General features: G+C 63.3%; 10 protein-coding genes and 2 pseudogenes. 6 read left to right on the top strand and 6 right to left on the bottom strand.

Features of this window, described 5'->3' with window-relative positions; genetic code table 11:
- Positions 1-27: 27 nt before the first annotated feature.
- The 4 genes from glnG to glnA all read right to left on the bottom strand — a co-directional run bounded on the left by glnG (position 28) and on the right by glnA (position 4767).
- Positions 28-1446, bottom strand: coding sequence for a nitrogen regulation protein NR(I) (gene glnG / locus AB5Y72_RS10685; RefSeq protein WP_042078390.1), 1419 nt, complete (start codon positions 1444-1446; stop codon positions 28-30).
- 9 nt (positions 1447-1455) lie between these two features.
- On the bottom strand, positions 1456-2511 hold the full coding sequence (glnL, locus tag AB5Y72_RS10680; protein ID WP_042078391.1) for a nitrogen regulation protein NR(II): 1056 nt from the start codon (positions 2509-2511) through the stop codon (positions 1456-1458).
- A gap of 85 nt (positions 2512-2596) precedes the next feature.
- The gene (locus tag AB5Y72_RS10675) at positions 2597-3166 is read right to left on the bottom strand and encodes a DUF4124 domain-containing protein (protein WP_219143323.1); all 570 of its coding nucleotides are present in this window, start codon (positions 3164-3166) and stop codon (positions 2597-2599) included.
- A gap of 191 nt (positions 3167-3357) precedes the next feature.
- Positions 3358-4767, bottom strand: coding sequence for a glutamate--ammonia ligase (gene glnA, locus AB5Y72_RS10670; RefSeq protein ID WP_042078393.1), 1410 nt, complete (start codon positions 4765-4767; stop codon positions 3358-3360).
- Between the two features lie 350 nt (positions 4768-5117).
- Between glnA and typA the strand changes: the two genes are divergently transcribed.
- From typA to dtd, 3 genes are all read left to right on the top strand, one after another.
- Complete coding sequence (gene typA / locus AB5Y72_RS10665) at positions 5118-6929, top strand: translational GTPase TypA (RefSeq protein WP_042078394.1); 1812 nt, start codon at positions 5118-5120, stop codon at positions 6927-6929.
- A gap of 171 nt (positions 6930-7100) precedes the next feature.
- Entirely contained in the window at positions 7101-7973 is an 873-nt protein-coding gene (locus AB5Y72_RS10660; RefSeq protein ID WP_042078396.1) for a virulence factor BrkB family protein, read from the top strand.
- A gap of 75 nt (positions 7974-8048) precedes the next feature.
- A complete protein-coding gene (gene dtd, locus AB5Y72_RS10655) occupies positions 8049-8486 on the top strand; it encodes a D-aminoacyl-tRNA deacylase (RefSeq protein WP_042078397.1) in 438 nt (145 codons plus the stop codon).
- A 29-nt stretch (positions 8487-8515) separates the two neighbouring features.
- Here the strand turns inward: dtd and AB5Y72_RS10650 are convergent, their stop codons facing one another.
- Complete coding sequence (locus tag AB5Y72_RS10650) at positions 8516-9172, bottom strand: methyltransferase domain-containing protein (RefSeq protein ID WP_325783354.1); 657 nt, start codon at positions 9170-9172, stop codon at positions 8516-8518.
- Between the two features lie 51 nt (positions 9173-9223).
- On the opposite strand from AB5Y72_RS10650, the pseudogene AB5Y72_RS10645 reads away from it, so the two are divergent.
- The 3 genes and pseudogenes from AB5Y72_RS10645 to AB5Y72_RS10635 form a co-directional block, all read left to right on the top strand.
- Positions 9224-9328: pseudogene (locus AB5Y72_RS10645) on the top strand (GNAT family N-acetyltransferase); the annotation flags it as partial.
- 17 nt (positions 9329-9345) lie between these two features.
- Positions 9346-9450 (top strand): annotated as a pseudogene (locus AB5Y72_RS10640) (GNAT family N-acetyltransferase); the annotation flags it as partial.
- Positions 9451-9589: 139 nt separating this feature from the next.
- On the top strand, positions 9590-10498 hold the full coding sequence (locus AB5Y72_RS10635) for a bifunctional GNAT family N-acetyltransferase/hotdog fold thioesterase (RefSeq protein ID WP_042078399.1): 909 nt from the start codon (positions 9590-9592) through the stop codon (positions 10496-10498).
- A 46-nt stretch (positions 10499-10544) separates the two neighbouring features.
- On the opposite strand, the gene AB5Y72_RS10630 is transcribed toward AB5Y72_RS10635, so the two are convergent.
- Complete coding sequence (locus AB5Y72_RS10630; protein ID WP_368198981.1) at positions 10545-12617, bottom strand: AsmA-like C-terminal region-containing protein; 2073 nt, start codon at positions 12615-12617, stop codon at positions 10545-10547.
- Positions 12618-12663: the final 46 nt, after the last annotated feature.

Raw genomic sequence — 12663 nt, 5'->3', positions numbered from 1 at the left:
GTGATGGGAATCGTTTTTCCCGAAGACTCAGGGAATGTCGAGCTCCTTGAGCTTGCGGGTCAGGGTATTGCGGCCCCAGCCGAGCAGGCGGGCGGCCTCCTGCTTGTGACCGTGGGTGTGATCCAGGGCCGTCTCAAGCATGATCCGTTCGAACTGGGGCATGGCATCCGCCAGGATGTCGGTCTCGCCCAGGGCCAGCTTGGCGGCCACCCAGTCCTGCAACTGCTGCTGCCAGCCGCCGGTCAGGGCAGGCTGACCCGGCTCCGCCGTGCTGGTGATGGGCGTCAGCAGCTCGGTGGGCAGATCGCTCACCAGCACCTCCTGGCCCGAGGCCATCACCGTCAACCAGCGGCAGACGTTCTCCAGCTGGCGCACGTTGCCCGGCCAGGGCAGGCGGCTGATGTAGGCCTGGGTATCCGGGTGCAGACTCTTGGCTTCCACGTTCAGTTCCTTGGCGGCGCGCAGCAGGAAGTGCTGGGCGAGCTGGGGGATGTCTTCCCGCCGCTCCTTGAGGGCGGGGATATGGATGCGGATGACGTTGAGGCGGTGGAACAGGTCTTCCCGAAACTCGCCGTCGGCGACCCGTTTCTCCAGATTCTGGTGGGTGGCGGCGATGATCCGCACGTCCACCTGCACCGGCTGGTGGCCGCCGACCCGGTAGAACTGGCCGTCCGCCAGCACCCGCAGCAACCGGGTCTGCACGTCCAGCGGCATGTCGCCTATTTCGTCGAGAAACAGGGTGCCGCCGTCGGCCTGCTCGAAGCGGCCGTGGCGGATGTTGTTGGCGCCGGTGAAGGCCCCCTTCTCGTGGCCGAACAGCTCGGATTCGATGAGATCCTTGGGAATGGCCGCCATGTTGAGGGCGATGAAGTTCTTGTGGGCCCGGGGGCTGTGCTTGTGCAGGGCGTGGGCGACCAGCTCCTTGCCGGTGCCGCTCTGGCCGTTGATCAGCACCGAGATGCTGGAGCGCGACAGCCGGCCGATGGCGCGGAATACCTCCTGCATGGCGGGGGCTTCACCGATGATCTCGGGCGTGGTGGTGGCCTCCTGCTGGCGTGCCTTGCGCTTGGTGCGCTGCTCCTTGAGGTGGTTCTCGGCACGGCGCACCAGGCTGACCGCCTCGTCGATGTCGAACGGCTTGGGCAGGTATTCGAAGGCGCCGCGCTGGTAGGCGTTGACCGCGGAGTCGAGGTCCGAGTGCGCCGTCATGATGATGATGGGCAGATCGGCCTGGCGGCGGTGGATCTGCTCCAGCAGGCTCAGGCCGTCGATGCCCGGCATGCGGATGTCCGAGAGGATCACGTCCGGCGAACGCACCTCCAGGGAGCTCAGCAGGGCTTCGCCGTCGGCGAAGCTCTCGCATTCGAAGCCTTCGCTGCCAAGGGTGCGCTCCAGAACCCAGCGGATAGAACTGTCGTCATCGACGATCCACACTTTTGCTGTCATGAGGTTCCCTTACTTGCGAAGTGGTAGATAGATGGTGAATTCGGTATGGCCGGGCCAGCTGATGCAGTCGATGCGCCCCTTGTGCTGATCGATCAGATTCTGGGCGATGGAGAGGCCGAGGCCGGTCCCCCCCTCCTTGCCGGTGATCATGGGATAGAAGAGGGTGTCGCGAATGGCGTCGGGAATGCCGGGGCCGTTGTCGATGATCTTGATCTCGGCCGCCAGGCGGTAGCGCTGGCCGTGGATGGTGATCTGGAAGGCGGTGCGGGTCTTGATGCGGATGAGCCCGGCCTGATCCCCGAGGGCCTCGGCGGCATTGCGCACTATGTTGAGAAACGCCTGCTGCAGCTGATCCGATTCCATCTCGAATTCGGGAATGCTGGGATCGTAGTCCCGCTCGATGCGGATCTGGGGCGGCAGCTCCAGATCCACCAGGCGGCGTACCTGTTCCAGCACGGAGTGGACGTTGTGCATCTGGTGACGTCCGGGCCGCTGGGGGCCGAGCAGGCGATCGACCAGCACCCGCAGGCGATCCGCCTGCTCGATGATGATGCCGGTGTATTCGCGCAGGGCCGGATCCGGCAGCTCCTTCTGCAGCAGCTGGGCCGCCCCGCGCAGGCCGCCGAGGGGATTCTTGATCTCGTGGGCCAGGCCGCGCACCAGCTCCTTCGCCGCCTGTTGCTGGGCGTGCTGCTGCAGCTCCTGGCTGATCTTCTTCTGCTGATCGATCTTGCGCAGCTCCACTACCATCAATCGTTGCTCGTGATCGGCCATGGGGCTGACGCTTATCTCCACCAGCCTGGGCTCCCCCTCCACCACCAGGGTGACTTCGCTGTCGGTGAAGCCCTGCCCCGAAATGAGGCACTGCTTGAAGCGCTGCAGGTCGAGGGAGATGTGCTCCAGCAGGTGGGGCAGCTCGATCCCGATGAGTCGCCGCTCACTGAGGGAAAGCAGCTGTTCTGCCGCCGGGTTGACGAATTGAATGCAGAGCCGCTCATCCATCAGGATGACGGCGGTCAGCAGGTTGTCCAAGAGTGTCTTGGCGTGATCCATGCGGGTTGGCACAGGTTTCTCCCTAAAACGGTGCTGCACACCTGATATGCACCAATGTAGTGCATCAAGTTTACCCGCATCGGTGCGTCACATCACCCTAATCGGCCTTGGGGGTGGCCTTGGGAGCCTGATTCACGGTCGCTCTGTGCAGGTAAAAGGTGGCTGGTTTAGATTTAGCAAGGATCGTACCGTCTTTGGCGAGCAGCTCGAGACGCGCCTCGTAGGCACCGCGATCGAGGTTTTCCACCCGGATGGCCAGGCTGTTGTGGACTATGGGGACCGCCTTGCCGTTCAGCAGCAGGCGCACGTCGTATTGCGCCGGGGGTTGGGGAGAGACCTGACCCTGGAAGACGATGTTGCCGGTGTTGTCCCTCAGGGTGCTGCCCGGTTCGGGGGAGAGCAGCTCGATCTCCAGGGGGGCGTCTTCCAGGGCCTTCCTGGCGTCGACGCCGGTCAGGCGGTTGAAATCCTCGACCTGGACCGAGTGGGGGGAAGTGCCGATGAGGGGCGAGACCCGCATGTCCACTTCCTTCGCGTTCTTGCCAGGGGGAGGGGCATCGGTGTAGTGGGTCACCCCCTGGGGGTCGACCCAGGAGTAGACTCTGGCCGCCTGAGCGGTGCAGGCGGCCATCAGCAAGAGGCTCAGCATCCAGGGTGCAGTGTTCATCCATCTCTCCTTGACGGGGTTCACCTTAATCCTATCAGAGAAAAAACCATCGGGCCGACAGTCGGTTGTCTGATGACAGCCGTGCTGTCAGGTGGGGATGGCCCCGCCGGGGGACTGCGAGCATCCCGATGGTTTTCCGCCTCCTGAATGAAAAAACCCGCCAGATGGCGGGTTTGTCACTAGGATGCGGATTAGACGGAGTAGTACAGCTCGAACTCCAGCGGGTGCGGAGTCATGCGGACGCGGTCTACGTCGTGCTGCTTCAGCTCCAGGTAGGAGTTGATGAAGTCGTCGCTGAACACGCCGCCACGGGTCAGGAACTCGCGGTCTGCGTCCAGGGCGGCCAGCGCCTCGTCCAGGGAACCGGCAACGGTCGGTACTTCGGCAGCCTCTTCCGGCGGCAGGTCGTACAGGTTCTTGTCCATGGCATCGCCCGGATGGATCTTGTTGATGATGCCGTCCAGGCCGGCCATCAGCTGAGCTGCGAAGGCCAGGTAGGGGTTGGCAGCCGGATCCGGGAAGCGTACTTCGATGCGGCGGGCTTTCGGGCTCGGCACAACCGGAATGCGGATGGACGCGGAGCGGTTGCGGGCGGAGTAGGCCAGCATGACCGGGGCTTCATAGCCCGGCACCAGACGCTTGTAGGAGTTGGTGGTCGGGTTGGCGAAGGCGTTGATGGCCTTGGCGTGCTTGATGATGCCGCCGATGTAGTGCAGTGCCATCTCGGACAGACCGCCGTACAGGTCGCCTGCGAACAGGTTGACGCCGTCTTTGGCCAGGGACTGGTGGCAGTGCATGCCGGAGCCGTTGTCACCGAACATGGGTTTCGGCATGAAGGTGACGGTCTTGTTGTAGGCGTGGGCCACGTTGTGGATCACGTACTTCAGAACCTGGACTTCGTCAGCCTTCAGGGTGAGGGTGTTGAAGCGGGTCGCGATCTCGTTCTGACCGGCGGTCGCCACTTCGTGGTGGTGAGCCTCGACGACCTGGCCCATCTCTTCCAGCACCAGACACATGGCGGCACGGATGTCCTGGGAGGAGTCAACCGGTGCAACCGGGAAGTAGCCGCCCTTGACGAAGGGACGGTGACCCTTGTTGCCGTGCTCGTATTCGGTACCCGAGTTCCAGGCAGCTTCTTCGGATTCGATCTTCACGAAGCTGTGGCCCATGGTGTTGGAGAAGGTGATGTTGTCGAACATGAAGAATTCCGGCTCCGGCCCGAACAGCACGGTGTCGGCGATGCCGCTGGACTTCAGGAAATCTTCGGCGCGCTTGGCGATGGAGCGCGGGTCGCGGTCATAACCCTGCATGGTGGCAGGCTCGAGCACGTCACAGACGATGTTCAGGGTGGTCTCTTCGGTGAAGGGATCCAGCTTGGCGGAGGCCGCATCCGGCATCAGCACCATGTCAGACTCGTTGATGCCCTTCCAGCCGCCGATGGAGGAGCCATCGAACATCTTGCCGTCTTCGAAGAAGTCTTCGTCGACCTGGTGGGCAGGGATGGATACATGCTGCTCTTTACCCTTGGTGTCGGTAAAACGCAGATCAACAAACTTGACTTCGTGTTCCTGGATCAGGGCCAAAACGTTCTGGGCTGACATGCTAAGTAACCTCCGGTGTTAAAACTCTTTGGGTGAATGCGTCGTCGTATTCACATAAGCCAGTATCGTGCCAAGTTTGTGACAGCTTGATTTCAGGGCACTTGCACCGTTTCAGGCTGTCGGGACACCCGTTCTCAAGCCGGTTGCTGCATTAAAGTGGTGCAACCTTGGATCGTTTTGGTGCACCAGGATGGTGCGCCAGCGTATCCAGGCCATCTAAGCAGGCTTTTGACCCGGGGTCCATGATCCCGACCCCCTGTCGTGCGCGAATGTGTTGCAATTCTGCTAGGCAGATCACAAAGGCGAGAGTACAATTAGCGCCCAATTTTACCCGGTGATTTGAGGCGAGAATGTTAGAGAATTTACGCAATATTGCGATTATTGCGCACGTTGACCACGGCAAGACGACGCTGGTTGATAAGCTGCTGCAGCAATCCGGCACCCTGGATCGCACCAGCGAAGGTCAGGAACGGATCATGGACTCCAATGATCTGGAACGGGAACGTGGCATCACCATTCTCGCCAAGAACACCGCGATCCGCTGGAACGACTACCGCATCAACATCGTGGATACCCCGGGTCACGCCGACTTCGGTGGTGAAGTAGAGCGCGTGCTCTCCATGGTCGATTCCGTGCTGCTGCTGGTCGACGCCGTCGACGGCCCGATGCCGCAGACCCGCTTCGTGACCCAGAAGGCGTTCGCCCAGGGTCTGAAGCCCATCGTGGTCATCAACAAGATCGACCGTCCGGGTGCGCGTCCTGACTGGGTAATGGATCAGGTCTTCGATCTGTTCGACAACCTGGGTGCCACCGATGAGCAACTGGACTTCAAGGTTGTTTACGCCTCTGCACTGAACGGTTGGGCCACCCTGGATCAAGATGTCGAGTCCGACAACATGGAACCCCTGTTCCAGGCCATCGTCGACAACGTGGAAGCTCCTGCTGCTGACACCGACGGCGGTTTCCAGATGCAGATCTCCCAGCTGGACTACAACTCCTATGTTGGCGTCATCGGCATCGGCCGCATCACCCGCGGTCGCGTCAAGACCAACCAGCAGGTCACCGTGGTCGGTGCCGACGGCAAGACCCGCAACGGCAAGGTCGGTCAGGTGCTGGGTTACCTGGGCCTGTCCCGTACCGAAGTGGCCGACGCGCAAGCGGGCGACATCATCGCCATCACCGGCCTGGGCGAGCTGAAGATCTCCGACACCATCTGCGACAACGGTGCCGTCGAAGCGCTGCCGCCGCTCTCCGTTGACGAGCCGACCGTGAACATGACCTTCCAGGTCAACACCTCTCCGTTCGCCGGCAAAGAGGGCAAGTTCGTCACCTCCCGCAACATCCTGGAGCGTCTGAACCAGGAACTGGTCCACAACGTGGCCCTGCGCGTGGAAGAGACCGATGATCCGGACAAGTTCCGCGTCTCCGGCCGTGGTGAGCTGCACCTCTCCATCCTGATCGAAAACATGCGTCGCGAAGGTTACGAGCTGGCGGTATCCCGTCCGGAAGTGATCCTGCGCACCGTGAATGGCGAACTGCAAGAACCGTTCGAAACCGTCACTGTCGACGTGGAAGAAGCGCACCAGGGTTCCGTCATGGAGCAACTGGGTCTGCGCAAGGGCGAAATGACCAACATGACCCCGGATGGCAAGGGTCGTGTCCGCCTCGACTTCATGATCCCGAGCCGTGGCCTGATCGGCTTCCAGACCGAGTTCATGACCCTGACCTCGGGTACCGGCCTGCTGTACCACACCTTCGACCACTACGGTCCGCACAAGGGTGGCAGCATCGGTGAGCGCCAGAACGGCGTGCTGATCTCCAACGCCACCGGCAAGGCCCTGACCTATGCCCTGTTCGGTCTGCAAGACCGCGGTCGTCTGTTCATCGGTCACGCGACCGAGGTGTACGAAGGCCAGGTGATCGGTATCCACTCCCGCTCCAACGATCTGACCGTGAACTGCCTGAAGGGCAAACAGCTGACCAACATGCGTGCCTCCGGTACCGACGAAGCCCAGGTGCTGACTCCGCCGATCCGCATGTCTCTGGAGCAGGCCCTGGAGTTCATCGACAACGATGAGCTGGTGGAAGTGACGCCGAAGAGCATCCGTATCCGCAAGAAGCTGCTGACCGAGCTGGACCGCAAGCGCGCCGGTCGTGCTTGATCCGCTGCATCAGCGATAGAAGGAGGCCTGCGGGCCTCTTTTTTTATGGCCAAAAGGCGGGAACGGGGCTGCCACCCCGCCCGGGCTGGACTTCCCCGACCGGTGCTAGGGTGGTCAAATGGCCACCCTATCTGACACAATGTCTGCATGACGACGCTTACGAGAATCAAGATGCAGCAGCAGATCCGTGGCCGCCTGGCCCACTTCCTCTCCTTCTTGCGCCACGATGGTGCCCACTTCGCCCAGTTCGTCTGGGGCCGCTTCCAGCAGGACAGGCTGACGGTCACTGCGGGCTACCTGGCCTATGTCACCCTGCTCTCCCTGGTGCCCATGATCGCCGTGGTGTTCGGCATGATGTCGGCCTTTCCGGTGTTCCAGAGCCTGAAGCAGGGGATGGAGCAGTTCGTCTACCACAACTTCGTGCCCACCGCCGGGGAGATGCTCAAGGAGTACATCGACGGCTTCGTGGCCAACGCCACCAACACCACGGCGGTCGGCATCGGCGCCCTGATCGTGGTGGCGCTCATGCTCATCTCGGCCATCGACAAGAACCTCAACTACATCTGGCGTTCGACCCGGAGTCGGCCCCTGGCCCAGGCGTTCGCCATGTACTGGATGATCCTGACCCTGGGCCCCGTGCTCATCGGTGCCAGCCTCGCCATCTCCTCCTATATCCTCTCCCTCAAGCTGTTCGCCGCGGACAGCCTGTTCGGCATCGGTTACCTGCTGCTGCGCAGCCTGCCGTTCCTCTTCTCCGTGCTCACCTTCCTGCTGATCTATACCGTGGTGCCGAACTGCCGGGTGCGGCTGACCCACGCCTTCATCGGCGCCCTGGTGGCGGCCTCCCTGTTCGAGCTGGCCAAACGTGGCTTCGCCATCTACATCACCAACTTCCCCTCCTACCAGGCCATCTATGGTGCCCTGGCAACCATCCCCATCCTGTTCGTCTGGGTGTATCTGAGCTGGCTGGTGGTGTTGCTGGGGGCCGAGACCACCGCCTGCCTCGGTGAATACGAGAAGCCGGGCGCAGAGGAGCTGGGCTGACCCCATCGCTTATTGCTAACATCTACGACCGCCTTCGGGCGGTCGTGCGTTTCTGACAAGACAAAGGAGTTGCGGGTGATTGCACTGATTCAGCGGGTCAGCGAGGCCAGCGTGACGGTAGAAGGAGAGGTGACCGGGGCCATAGGCCAGGGTCTGCTGGTGCTGCTCGGGGTGGAGCAGGGGGATGACGAGGCCAAGGCCGACAAGCTGCTGCACAAGGTGAGCGGTTATCGCATCTTTTCCGACGAGCAGGGCAAGATGAACCTCAACGTGGGACAGGTTGGGGGCAGCCTGCTGGTGGTCTCCCAGTTCACCCTGGCAGCGGACACCCAGAAGGGGATGAGACCCAGCTTCTCCGGCGGGGCGCACCCGAGCGAGGCCGAGCGGCTCTACGACTACTTCGTGGCCCGGGCCAGGGAAGGGGGCGTACCGACCGAGACCGGCCGCTTCGCCGCCGACATGAAGGTGAGGCTGCTCAACGACGGGCCCGTGACCTTCTGGCTGCAGGTCTAGGGCCAATACTGACGGCTCGCAGACCGGCGTTACGCCTGCTGGCGGGTGGCGTGCAGGATGACGTTGCGATAGCCGGGCACCCCGTGGGCCGTGGTGGGGCCTATCCACTCCCGCGCCAGTTTCAGCGCCTGGTCCTGCTCCAGTCGGGTGCGCGGCAGCAGGTTGACGATGAGGGTGCCGCACAGGCGCTGGGCCAGCGCCCGATAGAGCGGGGTCTGGAACAGCAGCAGGGGGTTGCCGTCCTGGCTGAACAGGTCCAGCAGCACCAGATCGTACTGCTCCCGGTTTTCCAGCAGGAAGTGCAGTGCATCGGCATGGTGCAGCCGTGGCGTGCCTCCCGTCGGGGGCAGGAAAAACTGCTGGAACAGGGTGAGGATCTCGTCGTCCAGATCCACGCAGTCATGGCGAGCCTCGGGCCAGCGTGCCGCCAGATGGCGGGTAAGATCCCCCCCGCCCAGCCCCAGCTCCAGGATCCGGCCTGCCCGCTCCGGCAGGCGTTCGGCGATGCTCCGCTGATGGGGCAGGCAGAGGTGCGATGGCTGGCTGAGGCTCATGGCAGATTGCACCACGCCGTCCAGTTCCAGCCAGCGATGGCGGGCATTTTCCAGGACACAGAGGCGACGTGCGGGTTTGACACTGAGGTGCAACAAGTGATCGGCTTGGTACGCTTGTAGATTGAAGTCCATGAATTTGCACGGCAAGATGGCTTTCGACCAGTGTAACTCAAGGATGTCGCTATGTACCGGGTGGTCACCCCCCAAACGCCAGCGGAGCTGGATGCCTATTGTCAGTTGCGCGGGGAGGCATTGGTGCGAAAGCCCTTCAATCTGTCCGTCGGCGCTAACTCAAGGATCGCCTTATGTATCGGGTAGTCATTCCTCAAACAGCAGCGGAGCTGGATGCCTATTGTCAGTTGCGCGGGGAGGCATTGGTGCGCAAGCCCTTCAATCTGTCCGTCGGCGCACACTCAAGGATCGCCTTATGTATCGGGTAGTCACTCCTCAAACAGCAGCCGAGCTGGATGCCTATTGTCAGTTGCGCTGGGAGGCATGGGTGCGCAAGCCTTTCAATCTGTCCGTCGGCGCACACTCAAGGATCGCTTTATGTACCGGGTAGTCACTCCTCAAACAGCAGCCGAGCTGGATGCCTATTACCAGTTGCGCTGGGAACTTCTGCGCAAGCCCTTCAACCTGCCCGTGGGCTCCGAGCGTGACGAATACGACAGCGTTGCCATTCACCGGCTGATGCTCACCGAGGATGGCACCCCCATCGCCGTGGGCCGGCTCTTCGTCGGTGGCGACGAGGCCCAGATCCGCTTCATGGCGCTGCGCCCCGAGTACCGCGGTCAGGGGCTGGGAGCCCGCATGGTGGAGGATCTAGAGCAGCTGGCCCGCGACGAGAAGGTGAAGCGGCTGGTGATGAACGCCCGCCAGGAGGCGGTGGAGTTCTATCGCAAGTGCGGATTTCTCGAAGTGGGGGAAGGCCCTGTCTCCTTCGGCCGCATTCCCCACCGCCAGATGATCAAGTCCCTGAGCCCGCTGCAGACCATCCAGTATCGCCCGGAGTGGTGCCAGGACCTCACCACCCGCTGGTCGCGGGGCATTCCCATCAGCGAGAAGATGGGGGTGCACATCACCCACTACGACGGCCAGACCTTCCACCTCAAGGCGAACCTGGCGGCCAACCTCAACGTTCACGACACCATGTTCGCCGGCAGCATCTACAGCCAGTGCGTGCTGGCGGGCTGGGGCCTCATCTGGTTGCAGCTCAAGGAAGCCGGCCTGGGGGGCGATACCGTGTTGGCCGAGGGCAACATCAAATACTACAGACCCGTGAGCGAGGAGCCTGAGGCCAGGGTGGCCCGGGAGGGGATGCCCGCCGTGCTCGAACCGCTGAGGAGCGGGGAGTCCGCCAAGTTCAGCCTGCGGGTCCAGCTGTTCAGCGGTCGCAAGCTGGCGGTGGAATTCGTCGGTCAGTACGTGGTGCTGCCCATTAAGCGCGGCGGGCGCTGATCCCGCGCGCGCTCTACCACAAGGCCTCATCGCGAGGCCTTGTTCGTTATTGGGATGCGGTGGTGGGGGCCGGTGCCTGCGGTCGCCAGAGCGGGCCGCTGCGCCCCTGTGCCGGGTAGCGCACGCCAGCCTCCCAGCCGCAGGCCTCCTGCCCGGTAGGGAACTGCCACTCCAGGCCGGGATCCGCGAGGGGGCCGCGCCAGCGGGCCAGCAGCTCGGCGCAGCGCCGCTTGTTCAGGACCCCGAGGTCCAGCTGCCACTGGTCGGCGGCGAGATCGACGCCCCCCTGCAGCGCCAGCAGGTGGGTGATGGTGGAGGCGCCGCCCCGCTCGATCCGCACCTTGCCCTGCTCCGCCCTGGCGTCCAGCCTGATGTGATAGAAGGGGGTGTCTCCCCGCTGCATCGCCTGCCACAGCGCCTGCGGCGTCAGGGCGGGGGGGGTCTGCTCCTTGAACCAGGCATCCAGCAGGGGATCGATGCCGACCTTGTCCCAGAAGGGATCCCTGCTCTCCAGGCTCAGGCTGCCCTGGAGAGTCCGGCGCCAGTTGGCTACCTCCTCGCCGGGTTGCCCGTTGAGGTCGGCCTGCAGCTGTGCCGCCAGATCCACCTTGCCCGCGAGCGACACAGGGGCGTGCAGCAGCTTGCCCCACAGCTCCAGATCCAGCTGCTTGCCCTGCAGTTGCAGGCGGCTATCCTGGCCGGGCGCCTTGCCCCACTGGCCACTGAGGCTGAGAGAACCCTCGTCCGGCAGGCTGCTGGTCAGCTTGTTGAGCTGCCAGGTGCCGGGGGTCAGCTCGCCATCCAGCTCGCCGTTGCGGGCGCTGAGGCCGCCCCACACCAGCTCGAACCACGTGCTCTCGACCCTGGCTCGCCCCAGCAGGGGAGCCGGCTGATTGCCCCGCAGGGCGAGGTCGTTCAGATAGAACTGCCAGCCGGTCAGGGAGAGGGGCAGGGCATCGTCGAAGGAGAGTACCTTGAGCCTGTCGAAGGCCAGCTTGCGCACGTCGATCTGCTGCGGCCGCCAGCCCTGCCAATCCTGCCACCAACCATCCGGCAGGCTGATGTCCATGCCGCTCAGCGTCAGCTCCTTGAGTGTCAGCTTCTGCTGCTGGGGATCGAGGGCGAGATCCAGGCTGAACTCCCCCTCATAGGCCTTGCCCCTCAGCTCGGCATCGAGCTGTCGGGGCGAGAAGGCGAGCTTGCCCTCGATGGCCTCCAGCTGAAACAGGCCTCGCCCCAGATCCCCCAGGGTGCCGGCGAGATAACCGCTCGGACGACTGCCCGCCTGCCAGTCGAAGGCGGTGAGCTGGCCGTTGAAGTTGTTGAGGGAGAGCTCCTGCTCGATGGCATTGATGCTGACCTGGGCAAGCTGGCCCCTGTCCAGGGTGATGCGGTTCAGGGGGAACTCACCCGGCGGGATGTCACCGAGCTCGACTCGCATGGCGCTTGCCTTGAGATCGTGCAGTTGCAGGCTGCGCTCTGGCCAGTTCAGCACCATGCCGGTTTCGAGCAGGCCGTCGAACAGGTTGGCGCTCAGCCTGTCCGTGCTCAGCACCTGCCCCTCCAGTCGCCCCTTGAGGCTGAGACGGGCCAGGGTGAACCTGGGCGTCTCCAGCTGGTTGATGCCCAGGGTCAGGTTGACCTGGGGCTGGCGTCTCGGATCGATCAGCTCCCAATCGCTCAGGGTGGCGCTCAGGCCGCGCAGGGTCAGGGCCTCGCTCTGCAGGTTCAGGTTGTCTATGGTGCTGTCGGCGATGGTGAGGGAGTGTACCGGCAGCGTCGGCAACTGGTTCGGGAGTGGCAGCTTGATGGCGGGACGGATGAGGTCCAGGTGGGCGATGCGCACGTCCCGGTTCAGCCAGTCGATGCTCTCCACCTCCAGATAGATCTTCTCCAGCTGCACCGCATCCCCGTAGCGCACCTGCTCCGCCAGCAGGGTGTAGGGGTGCAGGGGATTGAACACCAGCCGGCCTATGCTGACAGGCACGCCGGTCTGCCGGCTGAGCCAGTCGGCGATGGGCCCCTTGGCGCGTTCGGCGTCGAACAGGCCGAGACCGACCCAGACGAAGAGCAGCAGGAAGGCGAGGGTGTAGAGCAGGCCGCGCAGCCAGGAATTCATAAGCGCTTTCCTCCTGTATTGGTTGAGTGATCAGGCGTTGGCAGCG

This window comes from Aeromonas sp. R7-4 (assembly GCF_040908055.1).
In the GTDB taxonomy this organism is placed as follows: Bacteria; Pseudomonadota; Gammaproteobacteria; order Enterobacterales; family Aeromonadaceae; genus Aeromonas; species Aeromonas sanarellii.
This window is presented reverse-complemented; position numbering and strand designations above follow the sequence as displayed.

Coding starts and splice junctions, on each gene's coding strand:
- glnG (WP_042078390.1), bottom strand. CDS start 1,446: ATGACAGCAAAAGTGTGGATCGTCGATGACGACAGTTCTATCCGCTGG.
- AB5Y72_RS10675 (WP_219143323.1), bottom strand. CDS start 3,166: ATGAACACTGCACCCTGGATGCTGAGCCTCTTGCTGATGGCCGCCTGC.
- glnA (WP_042078393.1), bottom strand. CDS start 4,767: ATGTCAGCCCAGAACGTTTTGGCCCTGATCCAGGAACACGAAGTCAAG.
- typA (WP_042078394.1), top strand. CDS start 5,118: ATGTTAGAGAATTTACGCAATATTGCGATTATTGCGCACGTTGACCAC.
- AB5Y72_RS10660 (WP_042078396.1), top strand. CDS start 7,101: ATGCAGCAGCAGATCCGTGGCCGCCTGGCCCACTTCCTCTCCTTCTTG.
- AB5Y72_RS10650 (WP_325783354.1), bottom strand. CDS start 9,172: ATGGACTTCAATCTACAAGCGTACCAAGCCGATCACTTGTTGCACCTC.
- AB5Y72_RS10635 (WP_042078399.1), top strand. CDS start 9,590: ATGTACCGGGTAGTCACTCCTCAAACAGCAGCCGAGCTGGATGCCTAT.
- AB5Y72_RS10630 (WP_368198981.1), bottom strand. CDS start 12,617: ATGAATTCCTGGCTGCGCGGCCTGCTCTACACCCTCGCCTTCCTGCTG.